At 73.1% G+C, this 25919-nt stretch carries 24 protein-coding genes, 1 tRNA gene and 1 pseudogene; 6 read left to right on the top strand and 20 right to left on the bottom strand.

Features of this window, described 5'->3' with window-relative positions; all coding sequences use genetic code 11:
- Positions 1 to 22 precede the first annotated feature (22 nt).
- From ACIQI7_RS06940 to ACIQI7_RS06910, 7 genes and pseudogenes are all read right to left on the bottom strand, one after another.
- Positions 23 to 718 carry a spherulation-specific family 4 protein gene (locus ACIQI7_RS06940; protein ID WP_401105891.1) on the bottom strand — a complete coding sequence of 232 codons (696 nt, stop codon included), beginning with the start codon at positions 716 to 718 and terminating at the stop codon, positions 23 to 25.
- A complete protein-coding gene (locus tag ACIQI7_RS06935) occupies positions 715 to 1632 on the bottom strand; it encodes an NAD-dependent epimerase/dehydratase family protein (protein ID WP_401105890.1) in 918 nt (305 codons plus the stop codon). The genes ACIQI7_RS06940 and ACIQI7_RS06935 overlap by 4 nt, the downstream gene beginning before the upstream one ends.
- 125 nt (positions 1633 to 1757) lie before the next feature.
- Positions 1758 to 2459, bottom strand: a pseudogene (locus tag ACIQI7_RS06930) (NDP-sugar synthase); the annotation flags it as partial.
- A 75-nt stretch (positions 2460 to 2534) separates the two neighbouring features.
- The gene (locus tag ACIQI7_RS06925) at positions 2535 to 3527 is read right to left on the bottom strand and encodes an SDR family NAD(P)-dependent oxidoreductase (RefSeq protein WP_401105888.1); all 993 of its coding nucleotides are present in this window, start codon (positions 3525 to 3527) and stop codon (positions 2535 to 2537) included.
- A gap of 137 nt (positions 3528 to 3664) precedes the next feature.
- The gene (locus ACIQI7_RS06920; RefSeq protein WP_401105886.1) at positions 3665 to 5185 is read right to left on the bottom strand and encodes a hypothetical protein; all 1521 of its coding nucleotides are present in this window, start codon (positions 5183 to 5185) and stop codon (positions 3665 to 3667) included.
- Positions 5186 to 5285: 100 nt separating this feature from the next.
- Complete coding sequence (gene pelF, locus ACIQI7_RS06915; RefSeq protein ID WP_401105884.1) at positions 5286 to 6800, bottom strand: GT4 family glycosyltransferase PelF; 1515 nt, start codon at positions 6798 to 6800, stop codon at positions 5286 to 5288.
- 111 nt (positions 6801 to 6911) lie between these two features.
- Entirely contained in the window at positions 6912 to 9278 is a 2367-nt protein-coding gene (locus ACIQI7_RS06910; protein WP_401105882.1) for a hypothetical protein, read from the bottom strand.
- Positions 9279 to 9632: 354 nt separating this feature from the next.
- On the opposite strand from ACIQI7_RS06910, the gene ACIQI7_RS06905 reads away from it, so the two are divergent.
- The gene (locus tag ACIQI7_RS06905) at positions 9633 to 10637 is read left to right on the top strand and encodes a tyrosine-protein phosphatase (protein ID WP_401105880.1); all 1005 of its coding nucleotides are present in this window, start codon (positions 9633 to 9635) and stop codon (positions 10635 to 10637) included.
- Here ACIQI7_RS06905 and ACIQI7_RS06900 read toward each other — a convergent pair.
- The 8 genes from ACIQI7_RS06900 to ACIQI7_RS06865 all read right to left on the bottom strand — a co-directional run bounded on the left by ACIQI7_RS06900 (position 10624) and on the right by ACIQI7_RS06865 (position 15780).
- Positions 10624 to 11529, bottom strand: coding sequence for an RNA polymerase sigma factor SigF (locus ACIQI7_RS06900; protein WP_401105878.1), 906 nt, complete (start codon positions 11527 to 11529; stop codon positions 10624 to 10626). The two genes, ACIQI7_RS06905 and ACIQI7_RS06900, sit on opposite strands and share 14 nt — an antisense overlap.
- Before the next feature lie 144 nt (positions 11530 to 11673).
- On the bottom strand, positions 11674 to 12519 hold the full coding sequence (locus ACIQI7_RS06895) for an RNA polymerase sigma factor SigF (RefSeq protein ID WP_387752299.1): 846 nt from the start codon (positions 12517 to 12519) through the stop codon (positions 11674 to 11676).
- 316 nt (positions 12520 to 12835) lie between these two features.
- Positions 12836 to 13129 (bottom strand): Dabb family protein, encoded by a 294-nt coding sequence (locus tag ACIQI7_RS06890; protein ID WP_380699755.1) that lies wholly within the window; start codon positions 13127 to 13129, stop codon positions 12836 to 12838.
- Positions 13130 to 13217: 88 nt separating this feature from the next.
- Complete coding sequence (locus tag ACIQI7_RS06885; protein WP_199823286.1) at positions 13218 to 13382, bottom strand: hypothetical protein; 165 nt, start codon at positions 13380 to 13382, stop codon at positions 13218 to 13220.
- Positions 13383 to 13868: 486 nt separating this feature from the next.
- Positions 13869 to 13955: transfer RNA gene (locus ACIQI7_RS06880), tRNA-Ser, on the bottom strand.
- A 66-nt stretch (positions 13956 to 14021) separates the two neighbouring features.
- Positions 14022 to 14600 (bottom strand): nucleoside deaminase, encoded by a 579-nt coding sequence (locus ACIQI7_RS06875; RefSeq protein WP_401105875.1) that lies wholly within the window; start codon positions 14598 to 14600, stop codon positions 14022 to 14024.
- Between the two features lie 50 nt (positions 14601 to 14650).
- Positions 14651 to 15208, bottom strand: a complete 558-nt coding sequence (locus ACIQI7_RS06870) for a tRNA adenosine deaminase-associated protein (protein ID WP_401105873.1) — start codon at positions 15206 to 15208, stop codon at positions 14651 to 14653.
- Positions 15209 to 15543: 335 nt separating this feature from the next.
- On the bottom strand, positions 15544 to 15780 hold the full coding sequence (locus ACIQI7_RS06865) for a hypothetical protein (RefSeq protein WP_387752306.1): 237 nt from the start codon (positions 15778 to 15780) through the stop codon (positions 15544 to 15546).
- Between the two features lie 162 nt (positions 15781 to 15942).
- On the opposite strand from ACIQI7_RS06865, the gene upp reads away from it, so the two are divergent.
- The gene (upp, locus tag ACIQI7_RS06860) at positions 15943 to 16578 is read left to right on the top strand and encodes a uracil phosphoribosyltransferase (RefSeq protein ID WP_387752309.1); all 636 of its coding nucleotides are present in this window, start codon (positions 15943 to 15945) and stop codon (positions 16576 to 16578) included.
- 75 nt (positions 16579 to 16653) lie between these two features.
- Here the strand turns inward: upp and ACIQI7_RS06855 are convergent, their stop codons facing one another.
- On the bottom strand, positions 16654 to 17328 hold the full coding sequence (locus ACIQI7_RS06855; RefSeq protein WP_387753172.1) for a LytR C-terminal domain-containing protein: 675 nt from the start codon (positions 17326 to 17328) through the stop codon (positions 16654 to 16656).
- Positions 17329 to 17602: 274 nt separating this feature from the next.
- The gene (locus ACIQI7_RS06850; RefSeq protein WP_030061387.1) at positions 17603 to 17899 is read right to left on the bottom strand and encodes a type II toxin-antitoxin system VapB family antitoxin; all 297 of its coding nucleotides are present in this window, start codon (positions 17897 to 17899) and stop codon (positions 17603 to 17605) included.
- A 202-nt stretch (positions 17900 to 18101) separates the two neighbouring features.
- On the opposite strand from ACIQI7_RS06850, the gene ACIQI7_RS06845 reads away from it, so the two are divergent.
- Entirely contained in the window at positions 18102 to 19688 is a 1587-nt protein-coding gene (locus ACIQI7_RS06845) for a helicase HerA-like domain-containing protein (RefSeq protein WP_401105870.1), read from the top strand.
- 102 nt (positions 19689 to 19790) lie between these two features.
- Here the strand turns inward: ACIQI7_RS06845 and ACIQI7_RS06840 are convergent, their stop codons facing one another.
- Both ACIQI7_RS06840 and ACIQI7_RS06835 read right to left on the bottom strand, forming a co-directional pair.
- Entirely contained in the window at positions 19791 to 20957 is a 1167-nt protein-coding gene (locus ACIQI7_RS06840) for a hypothetical protein (protein ID WP_401105868.1), read from the bottom strand.
- A gap of 98 nt (positions 20958 to 21055) precedes the next feature.
- Positions 21056 to 21727, bottom strand: a complete 672-nt coding sequence (locus ACIQI7_RS06835) for a rhomboid family intramembrane serine protease (protein ID WP_401105866.1) — start codon at positions 21725 to 21727, stop codon at positions 21056 to 21058.
- Between the two features lie 83 nt (positions 21728 to 21810).
- On the opposite strand from ACIQI7_RS06835, the gene ACIQI7_RS06830 reads away from it, so the two are divergent.
- Positions 21811 to 22329, top strand: coding sequence for a YbhB/YbcL family Raf kinase inhibitor-like protein (locus ACIQI7_RS06830; protein WP_401105864.1), 519 nt, complete (start codon positions 21811 to 21813; stop codon positions 22327 to 22329).
- A gap of 3 nt (positions 22330 to 22332) precedes the next feature.
- Positions 22333 to 23223: a hypothetical protein gene (locus ACIQI7_RS06825; protein ID WP_401105862.1), complete on the top strand. Its 891-nt coding sequence runs from the start codon at positions 22333 to 22335 to the stop codon at positions 23221 to 23223.
- Here ACIQI7_RS06825 and ACIQI7_RS06820 read toward each other — a convergent pair.
- Positions 23160 to 24272 carry a helix-turn-helix transcriptional regulator gene (locus ACIQI7_RS06820; protein WP_401105860.1) on the bottom strand — a complete coding sequence of 371 codons (1113 nt, stop codon included), beginning with the start codon at positions 24270 to 24272 and terminating at the stop codon, positions 23160 to 23162. The two genes, ACIQI7_RS06825 and ACIQI7_RS06820, sit on opposite strands and share 64 nt — an antisense overlap.
- Before the next feature lie 100 nt (positions 24273 to 24372).
- On the opposite strand from ACIQI7_RS06820, the gene ACIQI7_RS06815 reads away from it, so the two are divergent.
- Positions 24373 to 25851 carry an MFS transporter gene (locus tag ACIQI7_RS06815; RefSeq protein WP_401105858.1) on the top strand — a complete coding sequence of 493 codons (1479 nt, stop codon included), beginning with the start codon at positions 24373 to 24375 and terminating at the stop codon, positions 25849 to 25851.
- Positions 25852 to 25919 lie beyond the last annotated feature (68 nt).

Raw genomic sequence — 25919 nt, 5'->3', positions numbered from 1 at the left:
GGTAGTCGGACTCCGGATCGGGTCAGGTCAGTTCGGCGGCGTTCAGGCCGTACGGCAGGGTGCGCCAGGGGTTCTCCCCGGCTCCCGGTACGGCGCAGCCGACGCCGGCTCGCCGGGCGGCGATCAGGGCGGCGGCGTCCCGGGCGTGCTCGGCGGGGACGTCGTAGACCAGGTGGCAGAAGCGGGAGGCCGCGTGCCGGCCGGTCCACAGCGGCAGCGTCATGGTGCGGTAGGCGTCCCAGTCGCCCTCGAAGGTGACCAGCAGGTCGGCCAGGCCGACCTCGGCGTAGCCCGGGTCCGGGTGCTCGCCGTGGCCGAACACCACGGTGCCGCAGCCGGCCGCGCGGGCGGCCGTGGCCAGCCGCCGGTAGTGCGCCAACGCGCCCGGGTGGGTGCTGACCTGGTCGAGGTAGACGCCGGTGATGCCGTGCCGCTGGCGGTACGTCAGGATGTCGGCCACCACGGCGGCGTGCGGTCTGCGGCCGTAGTCGGTGTCGGTGTAGCCGACCAACGGCAGGCCGGCGGCGCGGAGTTCCTCCGCCGCCTCGGCGAAGACGTGGTCCGGGACCTCGCCCGGGCCGTCGGCGAGGTTGAGCACGACGGCGGCGATCCGGGCGGGGTCGGCGGCGGCGACCGCCCGCCAGGCCGCCGGGTCCACCGCGGGGTGGACGTACAGCGGCACCAGCAGGCGGCCGTCGGGGGTCAGCCCGGCGGTCATGCGACCACCGGGTCGGGGGTGGGGGCGGCGGTGCCGAGCCACAGATCGCGCAGGGTGTCGGCGAGGTCCGTCTCCGGCCGCCAGCCGAGCTCCCGGGCGGCGGCCGACACGTCGGCCTGCTGCCAGGAGACCGCGGCCGAGCGTTCGGAGCCCGCCCCGCTCTCGTCGATCCGGCCGGTGAAGCCGGCCGCGGCGACCAGCCCGTCGGCGATCGCCCGGACCTGCCGGGCTTGCCCGGAGGCCAGGTTGAGCACCCGGGGGAGCGGACGGTTGGCGGTGACGGCCAGGCCGACCGCCTTCGCCACGTCCCGGGCGTCGACGAAGTCGCGGTAGGCGGAGAGGTCGCCGACCGTGACCACGCCGTCGGCGCCCTCGGGTGCCACCCGGCGCAGCTCGGCGGCCAGCCGGCCGGGCAGCGAGCCCGCCGGGGCGCCGGGGCCGACCGGGTTGAACACCCGCAGCACCACGGCGTCCAGCGACGAGCCGGCCACCGCGAGGGAGCCGGCCAGCTTGGTCGCGCCGTACACGCCGACCGGACGGGCGTCGGCGTCCTCGGCGAGCGACTCGCCCTGCGCGCAGACGCCGTACTCGCCGGCCGAACCGATGTGCACCAGACGGGCCTTCGGGGCGCCGAGGGAGAGCGCCTCGCAGAGCACCGCCGGGCCGCGGGCGTTCACCTCGGCGAGCTTCACCGCGCTGCCGGCCACCGCGCCGGCGAAGTTGACCACCGCGTCAGGGGCCAGCGCGGACAGTTCCTCGCCGAGCGGGCCGGCCTGGGCGGTGGCCAGGTCCAGCCGGACGTCGTGGGCGGGCCGCCGGCCCGCGGTCAGCACGGTGGCACCGGGCAGTGACCGCAGGACGGCGGCGGCGTGACGGCCGAGGAAGCCGTCGCCGCCGAGGAGCAGTATTCTCACGCGGCCCGTCCGTCGCTCTCGACGCCCGCGGCGGCGGGCTCGGCGTCCTGGTCGTCCGGCGCGGTGCGGGCGGCCGGGATCGGCAGCTCCGCGACGCCGGACGTGATGCCGGTCGACTCGAAGGGCATCAGGACCGGGCGGATGGTGTTGAACTCGGCGTTGGCCCGGTCGTAGTCGTCGGGCCGGCCGATGTCCAGCCAGTAGCCGCCGAACTCGTACGCGGACGGCGGGGTCCCGGCGGCCAGCAGGTCCAGCACCAGCTCGTCGAAGCCCAGTGGCAGGCCGGGGGTGTACTTGGCGAGCGCCGAGCGGGAGACGCCGTACACGCCCATCGAGACGCGGTAGTCGATGCTGGGCTTCTCCTGGAAGCCGGTGATGCTGCCCTCGGCGGCGGTCAGCACGCCGAAGTCGATCTTGACCTGCCGGGCGTAGGTGGCGATGGTCAGCGGTGCGTCGGACGCCTCGTGGTGCTTGAGCACCCCGGCGAAGTCCAGGTCGGTCAGGATGTCGCCGTTCATCACCAGGAAGTGCTCGGGCAGGCGGTCCTGCATGGTGAGCAACGGGCCCATGGTGCCCAGCGGGCTGTCCTCGACGGCGTAGCCGACCCGCAGGCCCCACTGGGAGCCGTTGCCGACGTAGGCGCGGATGATGTGGCCGAGGTGGCCGATGGCCAGGGTGACGCTCTGGAAGCCCGCGGCGGCGAGCTGGCGCATCACGATCTCCAGGATCGCGTGCTGGTCGCCGATCGGGACGAGCGGCTTGGGAAGCGCGGTGGTGTACGGGCGGAGACGGACGCCCTTGCCGCCGGCCAGGATCACTGCGTGCATGGTGTTTCCCCCACGGAAAGGATGTGCAGGACACGAACCTTGGTTACCAGGACGAGCAAGCTCGGTCGCGGCGGATCAGACGTTGTAGATGTCGGTCTTGTACCGGGCCAGGTTGGCCGGGTCGCGGAAGAACTCGATGGTCTGCTCCAGGCCCTGCTCCAGGCTGAAGGCGGGGGCCCAGCCGGTGGCCCCGCGCAGCCGGGTCGCGTCCGCGACCAGGCGCATGACCTCGGAGTTGGTCGGACGGATGCGCTGCTCGTCCTCCTTCACCACCAGGTCCACGCCCATCAGCTTGCCGACCAGGGTGACCAGGTCGCCGACCGAGATCTCGCCGCCGGTGCCGGCGTTGAAGGTCCGGCCGACCACGGCCTCGGCGGGCGCGGTGCCCACCGTGCGGAAGGCGTTGGCGGTGTCCTTGACGAACGTGAAGTCGCGGGTCGGGCGCAGGTCGCCGAGGGTGATCTCGGTCTGGCCGGCCGCGACCTGGGCGATCACGGTCGGGATGACCGCGCGCATCGACTGGCGCGGGCCGAAGGTGTTGAACGGGCGCAGGGTGACGACCGGGGTCTCGAAGCTGGCGTGGTAGCTGTCGGCCAGCCGGTCCCCGCCGGCCTTGGAGGCGGCGTACGGGGACTGGGTGTTGATCGGGTGGTCCTCGGTGATCGGCACGGTCTGCGCGGTGCCGTAGGTCTCACTGGTGGAGGTGTGCACCAGGCGGGGGACCTCCAGGTGGCGCACCGCCTCCAGCACGTTCAGGGTGCCGGTGACGTTGGTGTCCACGTACGAGTGGGGGGCGCGGTAGGAGTAGGGGATCGCGATCAGGGCGGCCAGGTGGTAGACCGCCTCGGTGCCCTTGACCAGGCCGTTGACCGAGCCCGGGTCCCGGACGTCGCCGAGGACGATCTCGACCGAGTCCAGCACGTCCTCGGACAGGGTCTCCAGCCAGCCGAAGGACGAGAACGAGTTGTACTGGACCATCGCGCGGACGTGGTGCCCGTCGGCGACCAGGGTCTCGACGAGGTGGGAGCCGATGAAGCCCTCGGCTCCGGTAACCGCGACGCTGCTCATGCGGATTTCGCTTTCTCGATCTGCCGGGACGGTCCGACGCGCTGTGGTGCGGCCGGCCGCCGTGGCCCGATGGGTGTCTCAGGTGGAGCGGGTACGACGGTGCACGCGAAAGGAGGCGTGCGGGATATTCGTTGTGTTCAGCGGTGCTGGGTGGTGCGGCCGAGCGCGGGCCCGGCGAGTGCGGTGAGGACGACGGCGGCCGTCCCGCAGCCGATCAGCTGCAGGACGACCGGGTCCGCACCTGCCAGCAGCCCGGCGCTCTCGGCGACCGCGGCGGCCAGACAGACGAGGGCGGTGCTCCAGCTGAACCCGAAGGCGTTCAGCAGCAGCGCCAGCCAGAGCGAGCCGCCGAGGAGCAGCATCGCGCCGAGCTGCGGCACGCCGAGCGCGGGGGCGCCGGGCCACAGCACGGTCGCGGCGGCGTCCAGCGCGGCCACGGTGGTGAGGTAGATGAACAGGCAGCCGAGCAGGATCGCGCCGGTGCGGCGGGAGAACTGGCCGCTGGTGTGGCTGGTGCGCAGGGCGGCCACCGCCAGTGCCCGGTAGCGGAAGAGCAGCCACTCGGCGAGGCCCAGGCTGAGCGTCAGCGCGATCATGGCCGGGCCGGTCGGGGTGGTCGAGGTCTCCTGCGCGGGGTGGCCGCCGGTCTGCACGGCCTGGTGGATGGTCCCGCCGAGGCCGGCGATCAGCGTGAGCGCGCCGCAGGCCAGGCCGAACAGCAGGTGCGGGACCTCCTGGCGGACCGGCAGCCTCAGCGCCACGGACTCGCGTTCGCCGCCGCGGACGCACACCAGCAGCTCGCGGACGGCCAGTCCGACCGCCAGCGCCAGCGAGGCGAGCAGCACGACCGTGCGGACCATCTGCGGCACGTCCACCGCCAGCACCACGCCCGCGCCGACCGAGGCCGGGGCCAGCGCCAGCAGCAGGAACTTCTCCCGCCCCAGGACCAGCAGCACGGTGGCCGCGCCCAGGTAGCAGGACTGCCCGGCGGCGAAGGACAGCGCGCCGAGCGGCCCGCCGACCAGGTAGGCGGAGGCCGCCGCGACCAGCGCGCCGAGCGGGGCGCCGACGGCCAGGCAGACCGCCGCCTCGCGGCGGCGCAGCCGGCCCAGCCAGCGGTAGGAGCGGTGCGCCAGCGCCTGGTTGAAGCCCCAGCTGACCAGCGTGGCGACGGACAGCGCGAGCATGCCCGAGGGCAGGCCGAAGCGCATCCGGGTGGTCGCGAACAGGTTGGCGCCGAGCAGGTAGCCGAGCCCCGGCAGGGCGAACACCAGGCCGCGCACCACGCAGCGCCAGGGGTCGGCCCGCCACGGGTTGGCGAACTCGGAGCTCGGGCCGGGGTAGCGGCGCTCGACCTTCTCGAACAGCTCCTCGGCGACGGTGAACGCGTCGGGGCGGCCGTACAGCAGGGCGGCCTGCTCGTCCGAGAGGCCGTCGGACTCCAGGAAGGCCGCGATCTCGTACGGGTGGACGGCGTCGGCGCAGACGTCGCGCAGGCGCTCGGCGAGTTCGTCCAGCGGGTCCGCGGGGAGGTAGAGCGACTCCTCGGGCTCCGGCTCCGGCGGGGCGGGGCGGCGGCGCTTGAGTGGCAGCGTGCGCAGCTGCATGGTGTGCTCGGGGCCGCCTTCGCCCGGGATCAGACGCAGAGGACCGCTCATGCGTCCACCTCGCTGTGCTCGGCGGCCGCCCCTCGGCGGACGCGCCCTTCTACGGTTCGCTCTCCCCCGGCCTTCGGCAGGGGGTACCCCCGACGCCCGCTCACGCCCCGACCTCGCTCGGCTCGGGGCGGACGGCGGCCGGCCGCTGGTTCCAGTCGGGGCTGGGGACCTGGTCGGTGACGGCGACCACGCCGCCGGGCATCCAGCGGGCGGTGCCCAGGAGTTCGGTGTAGATGCCGCGGAAGCCGTCGATGTTCTGGCGGAGGGTGAACTGCTCGATCACCCGCAGCCGGGCGCCCTCGCCGAGCCGGGCGCGCCGTTCGGCGTCGCGCAGCAGCTCGATCGCGGCGGCCGCCATCGGTTCGGGTTCGCGCGGGGGGACGACCAGTCCGGTGTCGCCGACGGCCTCCCGGACGCCGCCGACGTCGGTGGAGACGGTCGCGCGGCCGCAGGACATCGCCTCGATCAGGGTGAACGGGAAGCCCTCGCTGATGCTGGAGAGCATGACCACGTTGCCCGCCGCGTACGCGTCGGTGATGTCGGCGACGCGGCCCTCGAAGGCCACCGAGTCGGCTATGCCGAGCTCGGCGGCCAGGGCTATGCAGCCGTCCCGGTACGCCTCGCCGCCCTTGGGCGTGCCGCCGAAGAGCCGCAGCCGCGCCTCGGGGATCTCGCGCCGGACGATGGCGAAGGCCCGGATCAGCGTCTCCAGGTCCTTGATCGGGTCGACTCGGCCGGCCCAGCTGAGGGTGGGCGTCTCGGGTTCGGGGCCGGCCGGCGGGAAGGCCGCCGGGTCCACCCCGTTGTAGACGGTGCGGATGTGCGAGGACGGCGTGCCGCCGCGCTCCTCCCAGCGCCGGTTGTACCGGTTGCCGGGGGTGACCAGCGCGGCCTGCCGGTAGCTCTCCTCGGCGAGCATCCGGTAGAAGCCGAGCAGCAGCGCCTTGACCGGCCAGCGGTACGGGCCGGTGCGGTAGCCGAGGTAGCGCTCGCGCAGGTAGATGCCGTGCTCGGTGAGCAGAAACGGTACGCCGTACTGCTGGGCGGCGATCAGCCCGGGCAGGGTGGCGAGCCCGCCGCTGGCCGCGTGGGCGACGCCGTCCTTGGGCGGCTCGACCGAGAGCGGCCGCAGGGCGTGCTCCAGCAGGTCGGTGGCGTTCAGGGCGTCGTGCAGGGTGGGCCGGGAGACGGCGGTCGGCAGGTAGTCGCGGGTCCAGACCTGCTGGAGGGTGCGCAGCGCCCGCTCGCTGCGCAGCGCCGGGCTGAGCAGCCCGCGCCGGGCGAGGTCGGCGAAGCCGTACAGCTCGGTGCCGAAGTGGGTGGTGTAGACCGGGTCGAGGATGGAGTGCAGGAAGCGCTCGTACGCGTTGAGGAAGCGCCGCATCTCCTTGCCGCGGGGCGGCCGGCCTTCCGAGGCCGGCCCCCACAGCGGTGCGGTGGTGACCGACCGCACGTTGGCGGGCAGCTCCCATGCCAGTGGTTCGTGGCCGGTTCCGGTGACGGCGATGACGTCGAACTCGACGTCCGGCATGCCTTGAACGAGCTGGTCGCACCAGACGCTCACGCCGCCGTGCTGGTGCGGATACGTCCCCTCGGTGAGCAGGGTGACGCGCATTCCTGTCCCCCCTCCTGTTCTTGCGTCGGTTCCGGTCTGGATGACCGGAACGGGAGCCGTGGCGGGGCCGGGCCGGGCGACCGGCCCGGCCCCACCAGCGGGTGGTACCGGTTACCGGTTGCCGGGGCGTCCGGTGGTGCTGCTCGGCGCGGCCGTCCCCCCGGAGGCCTTGCCGTTCTTCGCCGCGGCCTTGTCGCCGTGGTGGCCGTTGCCGCCCTGCCCGATGTTGCCAGCGGCGACGTCCTTACCGGGCACCGGGGTTCCGCTACCGGGGACCAGGGACGGAGCGGGCTGGCGGGTGGTGTCGCTCGGGCCCGCCGGGACCGGGGTGGCGACGCCCTGCGGGACGACCGTCTTGTCCGTCGGCGCCGGGGCCGGGACGGACTTGGCCGCGACGCTCGGCGCGACGGCGGCCGGGGCGGTCGGCGCGGCCGGCAGCTGCAGGGTGACGCTGCTCTGCAGCGCGCCCGGGGCCACCCAACCCGAGAGGGTACCGGCGTAGGACGAACCGAACCCGGTCGTTCCGATGGCCAGCTTCTGAGCGGTTCCGGTCGGCATGGTGGCCTGGACCTGAACGCCGGACGGCGCGTTCACGGTGACGGTGTTGCCAACCCGGTAGGCGGTGACCTGGCCGGAGGCGAGCGCCGTGTTCCAGGCCGCGCGGCGCTGGAACTCCAGGCCGATCTCGCGCTGGCTCAGGTTCACGATCGGGGCGCTGTCCGCGTGCAGCGAGCGGTAGGTGCCGAGGATCTTCTCCAGCACCGGGTACAGGATGCCGTCCTCGGCGAGGTTCGACTGGTGCACGAAGTGCGGCCGGGGGTCGTTGCTCAGCACGTGGCCGAGGTCGATCCGGGCCTCCAGCGGCACGATGTACGACTGGTAGCCGGTGTTGACGTCCAGCGGCTGCGGCAGGCAGGTCGAGTTGGCGTTGTTCTCGCAGACGCCGCTGCCGCCGTTGGCCTTGCTGGTGTAGATCCAGTTGTACTCGTCGGTCTCCTCCTTCGCCGTGCCGGCGTTGTAGAAGACGTTCATCGGGTACCGCGGCACGGTCAGCGTGGAGGTGCCGACGGCGCGCTGGGCGGCCTCGCGGGAGGCGTCGCTGGCGGTGAACTTGATGCCGTTGGCGGCCAGCGCCGGCGCCAGGTTCGGGTTGTCGCTGGTCTCCTGCGGCGCGGTCAGCAGCCCGGAGTGCTCGCCGGTGACCAGGGTCTGCGGGTCGAACCGGAGGCCGCGGGCGGTGGCCCAGTCCGAGTTGTTCCTGATCTGGGTGGAGACGGTGTTCTGGTCGACCCAGACCGTCTTGCCGGCGGCGTCCTTGGAGCAGCGCCACGGCACCACCGAGACGTCCTGGACGCAGCCCAGGTACGGGTGGGTGTAGGTGTGGTTGATCCAGCGGTAGCTGTTCTGGTCGGTGATCAGCTGGTCCGCCGCGGCGTCCACGGTGGTCTCGTGGTCGGCCTTCCAGTCCTCGCTGCCGCCGCCGTTGAACACCATGTCCAGGGTGAAGCCGTTGGCGGTCTGCCACTGCTTGAGGCGCTGGCCCTCGGCCTGGGTCATCCGAATCGGGTTGGCGGAGTCCGGGGTGCCGGGCGGGCAGGTGACGTCGCCGGGGGTGCACTTGAGGACGGTGTCCCAGCGGTCGTCGGCCAGGAAGACGTCGTCCACGTGGGTGGCGAAGTAGTTGCGGTCGTAGCCGAGGTGGACGCCCTGGGTGAGCCAGTCGACCATGCCCCGGGCCAACAGCCGGTACTGCTGCTGGTACTGGTTGTAGACGAACGTGACGACCAGTTCCTTGCGGCCGTCGTGGGTGTACTCGCCGACCAGTGAACCGCGGGCGGTCGCGCCGGGTATCGGCGCGTCGACGAGCGGGACGAAGGAGGCGCCGGCCGGCAGAGCGGCGAGCGGCGTGGCCAGGTAGCCGTAGCTCTCGCTGACGTTCGCGTCGTTGTCCTCGAAGGGGACGCTGCCCTTGAGGTACCCGAACGGTCCCGCAGTTCCGGCCGCGGTGGTGGCGCCCTGGAATCCGTCGAGGGTGCCCGCGAATCCGGGATTCTGGGCGTAGTTCAGCCCCACCGCGGGACTGGCCCACGTGTACGCGTCGATCTGACGGACGTTGAATGCGGCTTCGTAGCTCGCGATCGCCGTCATCTCGGCGGCACTGTTGGGGAAGGGGTTTTCGTTGGGCAGCACGATGCCCTGGAACTTCCCCCGGGACTGGCCGTTCACCGTGTCGCTCAGGAAAGCGGAGTTGATGACGGGGCGGTTGGGGTCATTGAGGCTGACGACCTTGTAAGGCGTGCCCTGGCTCTTCAGCTCGGCGGTGATGGCCGCGACGGACGGGCCGCCGTCGTCGATGACCAGGACGGTGAGGTCGATCCTGGGCGGCGCGGTGTCGCCGTGGGCCAGGGTGGTCTGCAAGCCGCTGGCCAGCAGGACTGCCGCCGCGCACGCGGCGACTCTTCGGGTCGCTCGACCCATGGTGATCCTCCCCTTGGTACAGGCGTCGCGCTGCTCCGCGCTCGCCTGCCCGTGTAGCTGTTCGCGGGCAGCAGGCTGCCCGGGCCCATCCTGGTCGAGGGACGGCAGTGCGAGGGACCAATCGGGCGAGAGTGCAGCGAACCTGTTACCAACGTTCATGGCGAAGCCATGAAGGCGCTGATTGTGACCGGAACCGTACCGGCGGCGCAAATAATGAATTGAAAATGAAAAACCGGAAGCTGAGTGCTACAAGCGGTAACCGACGGTGTGGCTCGGCGGGTCGGGCGGGACACCTACACTGTCGTCGTTGCGCATGACACTCTTGCACATCCCACCGCCCGGTCGGGCAGGTTCATGCAATATCGGGCACCGCTGTGCCATGTGACAGTCCGAATATGCAATGGAGGCGCTCGCGTGGTCGATCAGCATACCGAGCCGGCGGGATTCCGGAGCGTACGGAATGCGTCACCGGAGCCGTACGGAACGCCGCTGGTCGGGCGCAGTCTCGGTTTGCGGGGTGCGCTGAATGCCCGCGATCTGGGCGGCTACCGGGCGGCTGACGGGCGGATTCTCCGGCGCGGGGTGGCACTGCGCAGCGATGGCCTGAACCATGTCACCGCCGAGGACATCGGCCCGCTCGGCGCGCTCGGCCTGCGCAGCGTGGTGGACCTGCGGAGCATGGGCGAGGTCCGCGAGGCCGGCCTGGACCGCCTGCCGGCTGGCGTGACCCTCCACCACCTCCCGCTGCTGGCAACGGACTTCGACGTCTTCGTGCTGGTCCGCGACGCGCTGGCCGACCACAGCCCGCAGCGCCAGCGGGCGCTGCTCGGCGACGGCCGGGCAGCCGCCCTGATGACCGGCCTCTACCGCTGGTTCGTCACGGACCGGGTGGCGCGCGAGCGCTTCGCGGCCCTGCTGCGCCTGCTGGCGGCCCCGGAGGGCCCGCCGCTGCTGTTCCACTGCACCGCGGGCAAGGACCGCACCGGCTGGGCCGCCGCGCTGCTGCTGACCGCCCTCGGGGTGGACCGCGGGACCGTCCGGACGGACTACCTGCTCACCAACGAGCGCTCCGCCCCGGTGGTGCGGCGGGTGCTGGACGACCTCGGCGGCCGCGGCCTGATGCGCGAGCCCGAGCTGCTGCTGCCGGTCTTCCGGGCCGACGGCGGCTACCTGGACGCGGCCTTCGCCGAGGTCGAGGCCGGCTGGGGCGGCTTCGACGCGTTCTGGCGGGACGGGCTCGGGCTGGACGACGAAGTGCTGGCCGGGCTGCGCGCCAACCTGCTGGACGACGTCGTGGCGGACCCGGTGGCCGGGCCGGGCGGTGGCCCGGCCACCGGCGGCCGGCTCAGCCCTCGTTGATCAGCCCCTCACGCAGTTGGGTGAGCGTCCGGGTGAGCAGCCGGGAGACGTGCATCTGGGAGATCCCGATCTCCTCGCCGATCTGCGACTGGGTCAGGTTGCCGAAGAACCGCAGCATGATGATCCGGCGCTCGCGCGGCGGCAGCTTGGCCAGCAGCGGCTTGAGCGACTCCCGGTACTCGACGCCCTCCAGCGCGAGGTCCTCGTAGCCGAGCCGGTCGGCCAGCGGCCCGTCGCTGTCCTCCTCGCCGGTGCTGGAGTCGAGGGAGCTGGCGGTGTACGCGTTGCCGACGGCGAGGCCCTCGACCACGTCCTCCTCGCTGACCCCCAGGCAGACCGCCAGCTCGGCGACGGTGGGGGAGCGGTCCAGCCGCTGGGAGAGATCGTCGCCGGCCTTGGTGAGCGCCAACCGCAGCTCCTGGAGCCGCCGGGGCACCCGGACCGACCAGCTGGTGTCCCGGAAGAAGCGCTTGATCTCGCCCACCACGGTGGGCATCGCGAAGGTGGGGAACTCCACCCCGCGCTCCGGGTCGAACCGGTCGATCGCCTTGATCAGGCCGATGGTGCCGACCTGGACGATGTCCTCCATCGGCTCGTTGCGGCTGCGGAAGCGCGCCGAGGCGTACCGGACCAGCGGCAGGTTGAGCTCGATCAGGGTGTCGCGGACGTAGGCGTGCTCGGTGCTGCCGGGCTCCAGCGCGGCCAGCCGCAGGAACAGCGAGCGGGAGAGCGTCCGGGTGTCCAGCGCGGAGCCGGGCGGCGTCTCCGGCGCCGCCTCGGGGCCGGGCGGCCGGACCGGTTCGACCCGTTGCCGCGGGACCAGGTCCTCGACGACGGCCGTGCCGTTGGCCTGTCCAGCGTGGATCTCCGCAGTGGCCGGCTCTCCGGACATGCACCCACCCCCTTGTGACTGTCAGCTGAACGGGGGCCGTCGCGCGGAGGTTCCCGGCGAGGGCCTTCCCCCTCCATACCGGAACACGGTCCACGGCAAACCCGAACGTCGCAAGATGTCACGTCGGGGTAACTGGCTGCAATGTCACTCTTCCCAGGAGTTGCCGGTCCGAAGCCTGGTCAGGATCCGGGAGAGCAGCCGGGACACGTGCATCTGGGACATCCCCAGCTCGGTGCTGATCTGGGACTGGGTCAGGTTGGCGAAGAACCGCAGCATCACGATCCGCCGCTCCCGCTCGGGGAGCTGGACCAGCAGGTGGCGGACCATGTCCCGGTGCTCGACCTCGGCCAGCGCGGAGTCCTCGTAGCCGAGCCGGTCGAGCAGCGCCAGCCCGCCCTCGTGCTCCTGCGCGGCCTCCAGGGACGCCGCGTTGTAGGCCCGTCCGGCGTCCAGGCAGGCCCGCACGTCCTCCTCGGGGATCCGCAGGCTGGCGGCGATCTCGGGCACCTTGGGGGCCCGCCCGTGCAGCACCGTCAGCTCCTCCATGGCGCCGCTGACCTGGACCCACAGCTCCTGGAGCCGGCGCGGGACGTGCATGGTGCGGACGTTGTCCCGGAAGTAGCGCTTGATCTCGCCCAGGATGGTCGGCAGCGCGTAGGTGGGGAACTGGACGCCGCGGCCGGGGTCGAAGCGGTCGATCGCGTTGATCAGGCCGATCGTGCCGACCTGGACGACGTCCTCCATCGGCTCGCTGCGGCTGCGGAAGCGGGTGGCCGCGTAGCGGACCAGCGGGATGTTCACCTCGATCAGGGCGGCCCGGACGCGTTCCCGCTCGGGGGCGTCCGGGGGCAGCTCGGCGAGCCGCTCGAACAGCACCCGGGTCAGCGTCCGGACGTCCACGGCGGGGCGGCCGCCGGGGCCGCGCAGCCGGTCCGGGCGGAGCTCGCCGGCCGGGCTGGTGATCGCGGCCAGCACTTCGTCCACGGACATCTCACCCCTCCCAAAGTCGTCAACGGCGGTCCCTGCGGAGCGGGTGTCGCGGCTGGTTCACTACCTCGCCATGTCCGGCAAAACCGGTCATAGCATCACAAGGTGGGCATACGTCGGGCAAGCACCCGACGGAGGTGTGTTGGTGGGGCGTTCAACCTTTCCCGGGCCGGCCGGCGAAGCGCCGCAAGGGTCGTTCCGGGGCAGGGCGAAGCGCCCCGTCCGGAGGCCGGACGGGGCGCCGCGGTCCGTCCGGGGGAAGGGCCCTGGCGCGGGCTTTCGGACGGCTGGGTCGGACGGGGCGGGGCCGGACGGCCGCTCAGACCTCGACGTCGGCGATCACCCAGGTGGCGAACTCGCGCCAGAGGCCGGCCGCGGCCTGGTGGTCCGGGTGGGTGAGGTAGGCCTGGAGGGCGTCGCGGTCCTCGACCAGGCTGTTGATCGCGTAGTCGTACGCGATGTCGCGCTCGGTGGTGTTCCAGCCGCACTCCCACTCGCGCAGCTCGGGGATCACCGCGCCGAGCGCGTCGAAGGCCTTGGCGCCGGCGAGCACGCGCTCTTCGTCCTTGCTGACGCCTTCGTTGAGCTTGAACAGGACCAGGTGCCGGATCACGATTGCCGCTCCTCGCGGACGGGGACAGAGGGTCGGGCTCACCGTAGCCGGTGCGCGGGGCCGGCCGTCATCCGGAGGAGGCCGTCCGTCACTTGATCAGACCGGTCATGAAGGTGCCGACCGCCTTGGCCGCGTTCGAGATCCCCTCGAACCCGAGCTGGACCAGCTCGGCGGACCGGGAGGGCGAGGTGATGATCGAGTAGAGCACGAAGACGAGCAGGAGGACCATGCCGATCTTCTTCGCCTGCGCCATCGGGTGACCTTCCTCCGAGCTGTGCGCCGCCGTCTTCCGGTCCCCGAGCGGCCTGCAGGGGCAGCTTATCCACCCGGACGGGCTATCAAGTGTGCGACGCGTTCGGCCGGCGGGACGAAGGTCCCCGCGAGTGGGGCCTTTCTCCGGGTGCCCGGCCGCGGCCCGGGCGGCAGGATGGAGGACGTGCCGGGGATCTGGCAGGAATCCCCCGGTACGTGGATCCGGAGCTCCCCGCTGTGGGACCGGTCGCCGCGGCTTCCCCCCGACGCGGCGCCGGTTGTGGGACTCCGTCGGGGGAGCGGTCAGTCCCCCCGAGCCGCTCCCCCCTCCAGGCTCCGTACGGACCGGGCACCGGTGGTCATCGGCCCGGGGTACGGAGCCGCTTCTCGTGCCCGCGCGGGCCTGCTTTCCTGCACCGGACGGCAGGCCCGCGCCGGGCAAACGCCGAGGGCCCGTCCGGATCGGACGGGCCCTCGGGCTTTCGAGCGGTAGCGGTGGGATTCGAACCCACGGTGGAGTTGCCCCCACACACGCTTTCGAGGCGTGCTCCTTTGGCCGCTCGGACACGCTACCGAGAGGAACTCTACCGGAGGTGTGGCGCAGTCACGAAATCCGTATCGCCACCGCGGTCGGCGGGCCTCAGCGGTGGGTGTCGAAGAAGGCGCGCAGCTGCTCGCCGCACTCGTCGGCGAGCACGCCCCAGATCACCTCGGGGCGGTGGTTGAGCCGGCGGTCGCGCATCACGTCGAAGAGCGAGCCGGCCGCGCCGGCCTTCTCGTCGAGGGCGCCGTAGACCACCCGGTCGATCCGGGACAGCACGATGGCGCCGGCGCACATGGTGCACGGCTCCAGCGTGACGACCAGCGTGCAGCCGCTCAGCCGCCACTCGCCCTCCCGCCGCCCGCCGCCACCCTTGTTCGGCGCGCTGCGCGCGGCTCGCCTCAAATTCTCGGCCGCCTGCCGGATCGCGACCACCTCGGCGTGCCCGGTCGGGTCGCCGACCGCCTCGCGCTCGTTGTGGCCGCGTCCGATCACCTCGCCGTGCCGGTCCAGGACGAGCGCCCCGACCGGTACGTCACCGGTGGCCGGCGCCAGCGCGGCCTCGGCCATCGCGAGGCGCATCGGCGCCGCCCAGCGGTCGCGGACCGGGTCGGGGCGGACGGGGGCGGGCAGCGGGGGGACGAGCGGGACGGTGAACGGGGTGGATGCGGGCTGCATGGCATCCAGTGTCGGGTATCCGGTGGCGGACACCGGCATGACCGACCCCGCTACCGGACGGCCTCCAGGACCTCGCCGCAGCCCAGGGCCTCGGCGATCTCCTCCAGGGCGTCGCCCGGCACCGCGCCCTCGCCGCTGAGCGCGAGCAGCGCGTCGGAGGCGAGGCCGAACTCGGTGAGCAGGTGGGCGTCGCCGAGCGGGCCGACCGGGACACCGCCGCGGGCGTCGGCGTCCTCCTCGTCCGGCTCCTCGGCCCCCTCGGCCTCGTCCAGCAGGTGGTCCAGGTCGCCGAACTCGCTCTCGCCGGCCTGGTCGACCAACTCGTCGGTGAGGACGGCGCCGTAGGAGCTGCGGGCGGCCGCGGCGCCGTCCGACACGAAGATCCGCGGGTCCTCCTCGCCGTCCACGCGGACGACGGCGAACCAGGCGTCCTCCTGTTCGATGAAGATCAGGACGCTGTCGTCGTCCTGGGCGGAGTCGCGGGCCAGATCGGTCAGATCGGCCAGGGTTTCGACGTCGTCGAGCTCCGTCTCGCTCACATCCCACCCGTCCTCGGTGCGAGCAAGCACTGCAGCGAAGTACGCCACCAGGGACACTCCCAAGATCATCGGTCTCGGCTGTCGGCGCGCACGGGCGACGCGGAAATCTGGCCGCCCCCGCGCCAGAGGCGGTCCGCTTGTTCGGACCGTCCCATCGGAATCGTGACAGAAAGCCCGCCCTCGCGGGGGGTGTTCGGCAGCGCGTCTTCGCAGGTCGTGTCGGAAGGACCGGGTGGCGGGCGGTGAAGTCGGGCCGGGGCGGTCCGGGGCCGGTCGAAAATTGCTCCGAACGCCCGTCGGGATCGGGGCGGGCCGTTTCGCGGGCCGTCCGGGGGTGGGCGGGGCGCGCGGCAGGGGCCTGCCAGGGCGGTGCGGGGGCCGTGTCCGGACGTCGTCCGGGCCGGTCAGATCCGGAAGGTCCGCATCCGCATCGCCTCGCGCATCCGCCGCTCCTTGGTCCGTCGGGGCTGCACCCGCTCCCGCAGTTCGCGGGCCTCGGTGAGCTCGCGCAGGAAGACGGCCCGCCGCTTGCGGCGCTCCGCCTCGGTCTCCGGATGGTCGTACGGCGGGCCCGGGCTGCGGCCCGCCCCGTCGACGGGCTCGTCCTTCGAGCCGTCCCCGGCGTTCGGGTTGCTCGTCATAAGACGTGACATTCCCCGAACGGCCCGGTTGATACCACAGGGGGCAGTTCCGTCCGGACATCCGCGGCGGGTCACGGCGTGTCACCGGAACGTCACCCGGTCCGGCGCGCGGGTGGGGCACGGCGGTCGTACACCCGTCCAGGACCGGGCTAACCTCGGTACATGCGTCTCCACGTCGTCGACCACCCCCTGGTCGCCCACAAGCTCTCCACCCTGCGCGACGAGCGCACCGACTCGCCGACCTTCCGTCGCCTGACGGACGAACTGGTGACCCTCCTCGCCTACGAGGCCACCCGGGACGTCCGCACCGACGAGGTGGAGATCACCACCCCCGTGGCGGTCACGACGGGTACCCGGCTCAGCTACCCGCGCCCGCTGGTGGTCCCGATCCTGCGGGCCGGCCTCGGCATGCTGGACGGGATGACCCGCCTGCTGCCGACCGCCGAGGTGGGCTTCCTCGGCATGGTCCGCAACGAGGAGACCCTGGAGGCCTCCACCTACGCCACCCGGATGCCGGACGACCTCTCCGGCCGCCAGGTCTACGTGCTCGACCCGATGCTGGCCACCGGCGGCACCCTGGTCGCCGCGCTCAGGATGCTGATCGAGCGCGGTGCGACCGACGTCACCGCCGTGGTGCTGCTGGCGTCCCCCGAGGGCGTCGAGGTGATGCAGCGGGAGCTGGCGGGCCTGCCGGTCACCGTGGTCACCGCCGCCCTGGACGAGCGGCTCAACGAGAACGGCTACATCGTCCCCGGCCTCGGCGACGCGGGCGACCGCCTGTACGGCACGGCCGGCTGAGCCTCCCCACCCGAACCACCGAACACCGAGAGCCCCCGGCACTGCGTCTGCCGGGGGCTCTCGGTGTTCGGCGCCTCAGCAGCTGCCGGTGGCGGTCGGGGTGGGGGAGGGCTTGGTGGCCAGGGCGAGGGCGGCGGCGGCCTGGGTCTCGTCCAGCAGGGCGTTGTAGCTGTCGCCGATCACGAAGTCCACGGTGGCGTCGGTGCGGGCGTCGGCGGTGACGGCGGCCCCGGCGATCTGCGAGCCGACCAGGGTGCCCGCGCCGGCGCCGGCCGGACCGGCGATCACCTGGGCGGTGCCGGGCACCTTCTTGTCCAGCTCGGCCGGGGCGTTGCCGACCTTGCCGATGACGAAGCCGCGCTTCTTGAACTCCTCGGCCGTCCGGCCGGCCAGACCGGCCTTGGTGGTGGCGTTGTAGATGTTCACGGTGACGGCGGCGGGCTGCGGGACGGCGTGCGGGTCGCCCTGCGCGGCGGCGGGCGCGCCGGAGGCGCCCGGGGTGGCCCCCGGGGTCGGGGCGGCCAGCGCCTTGCCGGACGGGGTCGCGCAGGCCTGGGCCGAGGCGCTCTTGTTCCTGCCGGTGAAGATGTCGTACAGCTGCAGGCCGCCCAGGCCGATCAGGGCCAGGGCGAGCAGACCGGCGAGCGCGGCGATCACCTTGCGGCTCTTCTTCGGGGGGCGGCCCAACCGCGGGTAGGTGTTGCCGGTGACCCGGTACTGCTTCCCCTTGAGGCCTCGGGGAGTCAACATGCTCACGGTTTGTCTCCCCCTCGTGCCGGGGCGGGGTCGGGATGACGGATCGGCCGGGTGGGGGCTTCCCCCGCTGCGGGCGGAATCCCCTGGTCGCGGCCGTAGTCAGCAGCGTAGTGCCGTACGGCCTCGAAGGTACTAAACGATCATCATCTGGCGTACCCCGGTACCCGAAAGGGGGTACCGGGGTACGCGCGGACCGCCCTCCGCCGGGTGGCGAGGGGGCGGTCCGGAAGAGCCCGTGGCGGTCCGGCGGTCGCTGCGGCGGGGACCGTCACTCCATTTCGAGGACGCGGGCGTGCAGCACCTGGCGCTGCTGCAACGCGGCCCGGACGGCCCGGTGCAGGCCGTCCTCCAGGTAGAGGTCGCCGTGCCACTTCACCACGTGGGCGAAGAGGTCCCCGTAGAACGTCGAGTCCTCGGCCAGGAGGGTTTCGAGGTCGAGTTGCCCCTTGGTGGTCACCAGCTGGTCGAGTCGCACCGGGCGCGGGGCGACGTCAGCCCACTGGCGGGTGCTCGTCCGGCCGTGATCCGGGTACGGCCGCCCATTGCCGATGCGCTTGAAGATCACACGGAAAGCCTACCGTTTGGGCGGCGGATGGCGCAGCAGCCGCGGCGCCGCCACGCGCGCCGGTGTGAACTGCGCATGGACGAATGCGGCTGTTTGATGGGAAATGTCGCGAACATCGCCCGGTGCCGATCGGGTTCCGAGCCGATGAAATCCGATGCCGAAGCGTTCCGAAGCGTTCCGATCCGCTCAGGAGTGTGCACCGATGTCCTCCGACCCCACCCCGCCGGCCGTCCGGGAGATCGCCGACGGGTACGCGTTCACCGGCCCCGCGCTCGACCTCGGCGCGGTGCTGCTGGACGGCACCGCGTACCCGGACGCCCGGGTGCGCGTCCCGCTGGGCGTGCTCAACCGGCACGGGCTGGTCGCCGGGGCCACCGGCACCGGGAAGACCAAGACCCTCCAGCTGATCGCCGAACAGCTCTCCGGGCAGGGCGTGCCGGTGTTCCTGGCCGACGTCAAGGGGGACGTCTCCGGCGTCGCCGCTTCCGGGACGCCGAGCGAGCGGACCGCCGCCCGGGCCGCCGAGGTGGGGCAGCAGTGGACGCCCCGGGGCTGCCCGGCCGAGTTCTACTCGCTCGGCGGGCAGGGCGCGGGCATCCCGATCCGGGCCACCGTCACCAGCTTCGGGCCGCTGCTGCTGGCCAAGGTGCTCGACCTGAACGAGACCCAGGAGTCCTCGCTCAGCCTGGTGTTCCACTACGCCGACGGCAAGGGCCTGGAGCTCTACGACCTCAAGGACCTCACCGCGGTGATCGCCTTCCTCGCCTCGCCGGAGGGCAAGGAGGAACTGCGGACCATCGGCGGGCTCTCGGCGGCCACCGCCGGGGTGATCCTGCGGGCGCTCACCGTGCTGGAGAACGAGGGCGCCGGGGCGTTCTTCGGCGAGCCCGAGTTCGACACCGCCGAGCTGCTGCGGACCACCCCGGACGGCGGGGGCGTGGTCTCGGTGCTGGAGCTGCCCGCGGTGCAGGACCGGCCGCGGCTGTTCTCCACCTTCCTGATGTGGCTGCTCGCCGACCTCTACCAGGAGCTGCCCGAGGTGGGCGACCTGGACCGGCCCAAGCTGGTGTTCTTCTTCGACGAGGCGCACCTGCTCTTCAAGGGCGCCTCCAAGGCCTTCCTGGAGGCGATCACCCAGACCGTGCGGCTGATCCGCTCCAAGGGCGTCGGCATCTTCTTCGTGACCCAGACGCCGCGGGACGTCCCGTCCGACGTGCTGGCGCAGTTGGGCAACCGGGTGCAGCACGCGCTGCGCGCCTTCACCCCGGACGACGCCAAGGCGCTGAAGGCCACCGTCTCGACCTTCCCGCGGTCCTCGTACGACCTCGGCGCGGTGCTGACCTCGCTGGGCACGGGCGAGGCCGTGGTCACCGTCCTCTCCGAGAAGGGCGCGCCGACGCCGGTCGCGGCGACCAGGCTGCGGGCGCCGCAGTCGCTGATGGGGCCGCTCGGGGCGGCGGACCTGCGGGCGGTGGTGGACGCGTCGCCGCTGACGGCGCGCTACCGGGACGCCGTCGACCGGGAGTCGGCGTACGAGAAGCTGGCGGCGCGCGCGCCCCGGCCGGAGGCGGCGCCGGCCGGGCAGCCCGAGCAGCCCGCGCCGCGGCGGGAGGAGCGGGGGGAGCGGGCGGGGTCGGGAGAGCGGGCGAGGGAGCAGTCGGGTGCGGGCGGGCTGCTCGGTTCGCTGCTGAACAACCCGGCCGTGAAGTCCTTCGCGCGCTCGGCCGGGCGGCAGCTCGGGCAGGAGATCTCGCGCAGCCTGTTCGGGACGTCCAAGCGGCGGCGCTGACGGGGGGTCGGCGAGTGCGGTGCCGACCGGTCGGCCGGAGGGGCGCGGGGCCGACCGGTGGGCCGGTGGGCCGGTGGGCCGATGGGGCGCGGTGCCGGCCGGTCAGCCGGCGAGCGCGGCGCCGATCCGGTCCAGGGAGGACAGCCGCATCAGGCCGTAGTTGTAGAACTCCACCTCGGGAACGCCGAGTCGGCGTAGCACGGCGATCTTGGCGGCGAGGTTCTCCGGGCCGTCGCAGTCGGAGGACATCGGGCGCAGGATCACCGCCATGGACCGCGGGTGGACGCCGTGCAGGGCGAAGGCGGCGATCTTCTCCCGGACCGCCTCCGCGGTCTTCGCGTAGCCGAGGGTCTCGATCTGGTCGGTGGCCCGCGCGAGGGCCGGGAGGTCGATGCCGGAGAGCCAGCCGGTGCCCGGGCCGCCGCCGTCCATGAAGCTCAGCCGCATGCCGTGCCGGCGGGCCTGCTCGGTGAGTTCGGCGGCGAGCGAGGTGACGGTGGCGGCGGAGGCGTCCACGTAGGCGGCGAAGGCGCCGTCGGCGAGGGCGCTCAGGTCGGCGGGCTCGGCGGCCGCGGACTCGTCGGCCAGCCGGCGGCGCAGCTCGGTGCGGACCGCCTCGGCCACCTCGTCGGCCGGGAGGCCGGCGCCGGTGGCGGCGGCGCGGCAGTGCGGGCAGAAGCAGACCCCGAGCAGCGCCTCGGCGCTCGGGCCCAGCTCCTCGAAGTAGCGCTCGTGGTGGTAGCCGTGGCGCAGGCCGTGGAAGTGCAGGGATTCGGCGCGGATCGCGTCCACGCCGTACCGGGCCAGTTCGGAGACCAGGGTCAGCGCGTACTCCCGGACCTCCGGGTTCGCCGGGCAGAGCTCGGTGAGGTGGCGGTCGCCGAAGGCGTTGGCGGGCGCGCAGTCGGGGTGGGCGAAGCCGAGCCGGTCGTTGTGGCAGAAGACCGTCCAGGCGTGCAGCTTCAGGCCGCGGCGGCGGGCCTCCTCGGCGGCCTCGGCGAAGGGGTCGCGCCCGTCCAGCGCGGTGGACGGGACGGGGGCCAGGCGGCGGCCCGCCCAGCGGGCCGGGTCGGGGCGGAAGTAGGCCGCGCCCGGCTCCAGGTAGCGGACCACCCGGCGGGGGTTGTGCGGGAAGACGTCGCGGGCCTGGTGGTAGACCGAGGCGAGGGTGACGCCGCCGACCCCGGCGCGGTCGGCGAGGTTGCCGAAGAAGGTGTCGGCGCCCTCGTCGAGCAGGTCGGTGGCGAAGGCGAGGACGGAGGACTGCACGGCGCGGCTCCGGAGCTGGGGAGGTGAGCGGTCCACGCTAGCCGCAGCGGTGGGATTGGTCTATACCTGATGCCCCGGACGGCGTACGCCGCCCGGCCTCACAGGCCGAGTTCGTCCAGCTGCTTGAGCAGGGCGGACCCGGGGCTGTCCGGTGCGGTGCCCCGCGGTGCGGCCGACTGCCGGGCCTGCCGGGCGGCCGGTCGCTCGCGCAGCAGCACGGCGGCGGCCAGTCCGCCGATCAGCCCGCCGAGGTGGCCCAGCCAGCTGACGCCCGGGGTGACCGGCAGCACCCCGATCAGGATGGTCGAGTAGACCGCCGCGATGACGATGCCGACCGCCGCGTCCAGCACGTTGCGGTCGAGGACGCCGCGCAGCACCACGTAGCCCAGATAGCCGTAGACCATGCCGCTCGCTCCGGCGGTCACCGTGTTCGGGCTCTCCAGCAGCCAGACCAGCAGCCCGCCGGACACCAGGATCACCAGGCTGGCCAGCAGGAACCTCTTCATGCCGCGGTACGCGGACAGGAAGCCGAGCACGAACAGCGGCCAGGAGTTGGCCTCGATGTGGCTCCAACTGAAGTGCAGGAACGGCATGGTGAACATCTCGGGGAGGTCCCCGACCTGCTCGGAGCGCAGGCCGAAGTCCCGCGACAGCCCGTAGTCGTCCAGCCAGTTGACCACCTGCACCGACCAGATGACGGCCTGGATGCCGAGCATGGTGAACAACGCGCGGCGCGAGTCGGCGAACAACTGGGCGAATTTGGCGGCCATACCCCGACTGTAGGGGCGCCGGGATCGGACGTGCACCCCATTACAGTGACCCGTGTCATTCCGACCGTGAGAGGTGACCACCCATGAGTGTTCGTCCGCCGCTGCCGTACGAGTTCCTGCCGCAGGTGCCGTCCTTCCGGCTCAGCAGCCAGGACCTCACCGAAGGCGGCACGCTGGGCCAGGAGTTCGTCCACGCCGGTGGCAACCTCTCGCCGCAGCTGGCCTGGTCGGGCCTGCCGGAGGGCACCCGGAGCATCGCGGTCACCTGCTACGACCCGGACGCGCCGACCGGCTCCGGCTGGTGGCACTGGCTCGCCCTCAACCTGCCCGCCGACACCACCGGACTGCCGCGCGGCGCCGGGTCCTCGGACGCCGACCTGCCCGGTGAGGCCTCGTTCCACGGCCGCAACGACTTCCCGGGCAACCGGTACGACGGTGCCGCCCCGCCGCCCGGCGCCCCGCACCGCTACGTCTTCGCCGTGCACGCGCTGGACGTGGAGAAGCTGGACGTCGCCGCCGACACCCCGCCGGCCCAGGTGGGCTTCAACCTGACCTTCCACACCCTGGGGCGGGCGCTGCTGACCGCCGAGTACGGGGTCTGAGCAATGGCGATGCCCGACCGTCCGGTCGAGGTCTGGCGGCTGCCCGGGGAGGACGTACGGGCCGGCCGCCGGGCCCCGGCCTGGACGGTCGGGCCGCAGGGGGAGCTGGCCGTCCTGCTGGTGCCGGAGGGGTGCCTGGCACGGGCCGGCTCCTGGCCGTCCGCCCGGCTGCCGTTCGACGGCGAAGTGGTGGTGCACGGCCCGCACGGCGGGTGGCGGGTGCCGATCGCCGGGGCCGGGGTGCCGCCGGACCTGCTGGCGCTGCTGCCGGGCGGGCGGGTGCTGCTGGCCGGGTGCCGGGCCGCGGCGACGGCGGACGGCCGGGAGCACAACGGCCAGGTGTTCGGCCCGGACGGCCGGCCGGCCCGGGAGCTGCGACTCGGCGACGACGTCCAGGCGTTGATCACCGACCGGGACGGCCGGATCTGGCTGGCGTTCGGCGACGAGGGCAACCACGGCGACGACCCGCTCGGCCGGTGCGGCCTGCTCGGGCTGGACACCGCCGGGCGGCTCGTCTGGCGGCCGGACTTCGAGGCGCTGGGCGACGAACCCCTGGAGGGCCTCGCCGCCGCCACCGAGGGACGGCGGGCCTGGCTCGCCTGGTACGGGGACCGGAGCCACCTCACCGGCATCGACCCCGCCGGGGGCGAGCCGGTCGTCCTGCGGCTGCCGGCCCGGCAGCCGGTCGGCTTCGCGATCGCCGGGGACCGGGCAGTGTTCCTCCAGCCCGACGGTCAGCTGGTCCGGTGCGAGCGGGAGGGCCGGAAGGGCTGGCGGGAGGTGCGCCGCGAGCGGGTGGACGTCCCCGGGGAGCTCGACCGGCGCTGCGCCTACGGGCGGGACGGGGTGCTGTGGTTCCGGTCCGGCGACGGCTGGTTCCGGGTGGCGGCCTGACCTTCCTGATCCTCCCGTGGCGCGGCCTGATCCTCCGGGTCCTCCCGCGGTGCGGCCTGTCCCTCCTTCCCCTCCTTCCGCTCCGCGCCCGCCGCGCCCGCCGCGTGCCGGGCGCGGGCGGCGAGCCGGCGCAGGTGGTCGCGGAGCGCCGACGGCTCGTGCACCTCGAAGGCGCAGTCCAGCGACAGCAGCCGCATCGCCGTCCACTCCAGCGAGTCCGAGTGCGAGCGCAGCCGGCAGCTGTGCCCGTCGATCGGCTCGACCTCGGAGTCGCCCGACCGGAGGATGTGGCGGACCCGCTCGGCCGGGGCGTGCACGGTGGCGACCACGGTGCCGCTCGGTGACGGGCGGTGCAGTTTGCCCGCCACGTACGCGGCGGCGTCCTCGGCGGGGAGCTGGCGCGGGGTGAAGCGGACGCCGGTGGCCGCCGGGTCGGTCAGCCGGTCGACCCGGAAGAGCCGCCAGTCCGCGCGGTCCAGGTCGTAGCCGACCAGGTACCAGCGCCGGCCGACCGAGACCAGCCGCTCGGGCTCGACCTGCCGCCTGGTCTCGGCGCCGTCGTACGCCCGGTAGCCGAAGCGCAGCCGCTCCCGGGCGGTGACGGCCCGGGCGAGCACGGTGAGGTCCTCCGGGTCGACGGTCGGGCCGTCCCCGGTGAGCAGCGGCACGGTCGCGGAGTTGAGCGTGCCGACCCGCTGCCGCAGCCGGCCCGGCAGCACCTGGAGCAGCTTGCCGAGCGCCCGCACCGAGGCCTCCTCGATGCCCACCACGGCGTGCCCGGCCGCCGCGCGGAGCCCGACCGCGATGGCCACCGCCTCCTCGTCGTCCAGCAGCAGCGGGGGCATCGCGGTGCCCGCGACCAGCCGGTAACCGCCGACCGCGCCCATGCTGGCCCGCACCGGGTAGCCGAGTTCGCGCAGCCGGTCGATGTCGCGCCGGATCGTGCGGGGGCTGACGCCGAGCCGCTCGGCCAGCTCGCTGCCCGGCCACTCGCGCGGGGTCTGGAGCAGGGACAGCAGGTTCAGCAGCCGGGCCGGGGTATCGCTCATGTTCTTCAGCATGCCGTAACGACTAGGACAGGTTCTGACCTACATGGTCGTTACTGTCACGGACGTGAAAAAGGCGGACGTGAGGAAAGAGGACGGCGGAATGAGCACCGCGGCAGCGGATCGGCGGAGGTGGATCGCGCTGACCATCGTGATGGTCGCCTCCTTCATGGACCTGGTGGACGTCACCATCGTCAACATCGCCATCCCGAGCATCCAGCAGGACACCGGTGCCTCCTTCAGCACCCTCCAGTGGGTCACCGGCGGCTACGCGCTGGCCTTCGCGATCGGGCTGATCACCGGCGGCCGGCTGGGCGACATCCACGGCCGCAAGCGGGTGTTCCTGATCGGGATCGGCGGGTTCACGCTGGCCTCGGCGCTGTGCGGGCTGGCGGCCGACCCGGAGATGCTGGTCGCGACCCGGCTGCTGCAGGGCGGGACGGCGGCGCTGATGGTGCCGCAGGTGCTGTCGATCATCCACGCGACCTTCCCGGCGGAGGAGCGCGGCAAGGTGTTCGGCCTGTTCGGCGCGGTGGTCGGGCTGGGCGCGGTCTCCGGTCCGATGATCGGCGCGCTGCTCACCGAGTGGGACCTGTTCGGCCTGGCCTGGCGGCCGATCTTCCTGATCAACCTGCCGGTCGGGATCGCCGGGCTGCTGCTCGGCCGCCGCTTCATCGACGAGTCGAAGGCCGACCAGGCGCTGAAGCTGGACCTGGTGGGCGTGGCGCTGGCCAGCCTCGGCCTGCTGATGCTGATCTACCCGCTGACGCACGGCCGGGAGGCCGGCTGGCCGCTGTGGGGCTACCTGTCGATGGCCGGGAGCCTGCCGGTGTTCGTCCTGTTCGTGGTGTACGAGAAGGTCAAGACGCGGCGGGACGGCTCGCCGCTGGTGGAGCTGGCGCTGTTCCGGGTGAAGTCCTTCGCGGCCGGGATCTGCGTGCAGCTGGCCTTCGGGGTGGCGCTCGGCATCTTCTTCCTGGTCTGGACCCTCTACATGCAGGTGGGGCTGGGCTGGAGCCCGCTCAAGGCTGGTGCGACCGGCATCCCGTTCTCGATCGCGGTCTCCACGGCGGCAGGGCTGTCGGTGCAGAAGCTGGTGCCGCGGTTCGGGCGCAAGGTGCTGCAGACCGGCGCGCTGGTGATGGCGGCGGGCGTGCTCGTCTACATCTGGGAGGCGGACCGGTACGGGACGGCGATCGCGGCCTGGCAGATGGCGCTGCCGCTGGTGGTGATGGGCCTCGGGATGGGGCTGATCGTCGCGCCGATCACCGACGCGGTGCTGGCGGAGGTGCCGCGCGAGCACGCCGGTTCGGCGTCCGGGCTGATCAACACCGTGCAGCAGGTCGGCAACGCGCTCGGGCTCGGCCTGGTGTCGGTGGCCTTCTTCGGGGCGATGGACGACGTGGTCGTGCCGGAGGCGGTCGGGACGGCGTTCGGCGGGGCCTTCGTGCACGCCATGTGGTGGGTCGCCGGGGTGCTGCTCGCCGTGTTCCTGCTGATGTTCGCGCTGCCGCGGCGGCGCAAGGCGGCCGGGCCGGTGGCCGGTTCCTCCGCGGAGGAGCGCGAGCCCGTCCTGGCCTGACGGAGCACTCCCGTTCGCGGGCCCCGGTCGCGCGGCGCGGCCGGGGCCCGCGTCGCGCTCTGGGAAGG

This window comes from Kitasatospora sp. NPDC092039 (assembly GCF_044756065.1).
GTDB lineage: Bacteria > Actinomycetota > Actinomycetes > Streptomycetales > Streptomycetaceae > Kitasatospora.
Note: the sequence above shows the minus strand (reverse complement) of the source record. Positions and strands in the feature narration are given on the sequence as shown.

Bases quoted from the DNA above. Each gene is read 5' to 3' on its own strand.
- ACIQI7_RS06940 (WP_401105891.1), bottom strand. From the start codon at position 718: ATGACCGCCGGGCTGACCCCCGACGGCCGCCTGCTGGTGCCGCTGTAC.
- ACIQI7_RS06925 (WP_401105888.1), bottom strand. From the start codon at position 3,527: ATGAGCAGCGTCGCGGTTACCGGAGCCGAGGGCTTCATCGGCTCCCAC.
- ACIQI7_RS06920 (WP_401105886.1), bottom strand. From the start codon at position 5,185: ATGAGCGGTCCTCTGCGTCTGATCCCGGGCGAAGGCGGCCCCGAGCAC.
- pelF (WP_401105884.1), bottom strand. From the start codon at position 6,800: ATGCGCGTCACCCTGCTCACCGAGGGGACGTATCCGCACCAGCACGGC.
- ACIQI7_RS06910 (WP_401105882.1), bottom strand. From the start codon at position 9,278: ATGGGTCGAGCGACCCGAAGAGTCGCCGCGTGCGCGGCGGCAGTCCTG.
- ACIQI7_RS06905 (WP_401105880.1), top strand. From the start codon at position 9,633: ATGCAATATCGGGCACCGCTGTGCCATGTGACAGTCCGAATATGCAAT.
- ACIQI7_RS06900 (WP_401105878.1), bottom strand. From the start codon at position 11,529: ATGTCCGGAGAGCCGGCCACTGCGGAGATCCACGCTGGACAGGCCAAC.
- ACIQI7_RS06895 (WP_387752299.1), bottom strand. From the start codon at position 12,519: ATGTCCGTGGACGAAGTGCTGGCCGCGATCACCAGCCCGGCCGGCGAG.
- ACIQI7_RS06885 (WP_199823286.1), bottom strand. From the start codon at position 13,382: ATGGCGCAGGCGAAGAAGATCGGCATGGTCCTCCTGCTCGTCTTCGTG.
- ACIQI7_RS06875 (WP_401105875.1), bottom strand. From the start codon at position 14,600: ATGCAGCCCGCATCCACCCCGTTCACCGTCCCGCTCGTCCCCCCGCTG.
- ACIQI7_RS06870 (WP_401105873.1), bottom strand. From the start codon at position 15,208: ATGATCTTGGGAGTGTCCCTGGTGGCGTACTTCGCTGCAGTGCTTGCT.
- ACIQI7_RS06865 (WP_387752306.1), bottom strand. From the start codon at position 15,780: ATGACGAGCAACCCGAACGCCGGGGACGGCTCGAAGGACGAGCCCGTC.
- upp (WP_387752309.1), top strand. From the start codon at position 15,943: ATGCGTCTCCACGTCGTCGACCACCCCCTGGTCGCCCACAAGCTCTCC.
- ACIQI7_RS06855 (WP_387753172.1), bottom strand. From the start codon at position 17,328: ATGTTGACTCCCCGAGGCCTCAAGGGGAAGCAGTACCGGGTCACCGGC.
- ACIQI7_RS06845 (WP_401105870.1), top strand. From the start codon at position 18,102: ATGTCCTCCGACCCCACCCCGCCGGCCGTCCGGGAGATCGCCGACGGG.
- ACIQI7_RS06835 (WP_401105866.1), bottom strand. From the start codon at position 21,727: ATGGCCGCCAAATTCGCCCAGTTGTTCGCCGACTCGCGCCGCGCGTTG.
- ACIQI7_RS06830 (WP_401105864.1), top strand. From the start codon at position 21,811: ATGAGTGTTCGTCCGCCGCTGCCGTACGAGTTCCTGCCGCAGGTGCCG.
- ACIQI7_RS06825 (WP_401105862.1), top strand. From the start codon at position 22,333: ATGGCGATGCCCGACCGTCCGGTCGAGGTCTGGCGGCTGCCCGGGGAG.
- ACIQI7_RS06820 (WP_401105860.1), bottom strand. From the start codon at position 24,272: ATGAGCGATACCCCGGCCCGGCTGCTGAACCTGCTGTCCCTGCTCCAG.
- ACIQI7_RS06815 (WP_401105858.1), top strand. From the start codon at position 24,373: ATGAGCACCGCGGCAGCGGATCGGCGGAGGTGGATCGCGCTGACCATC.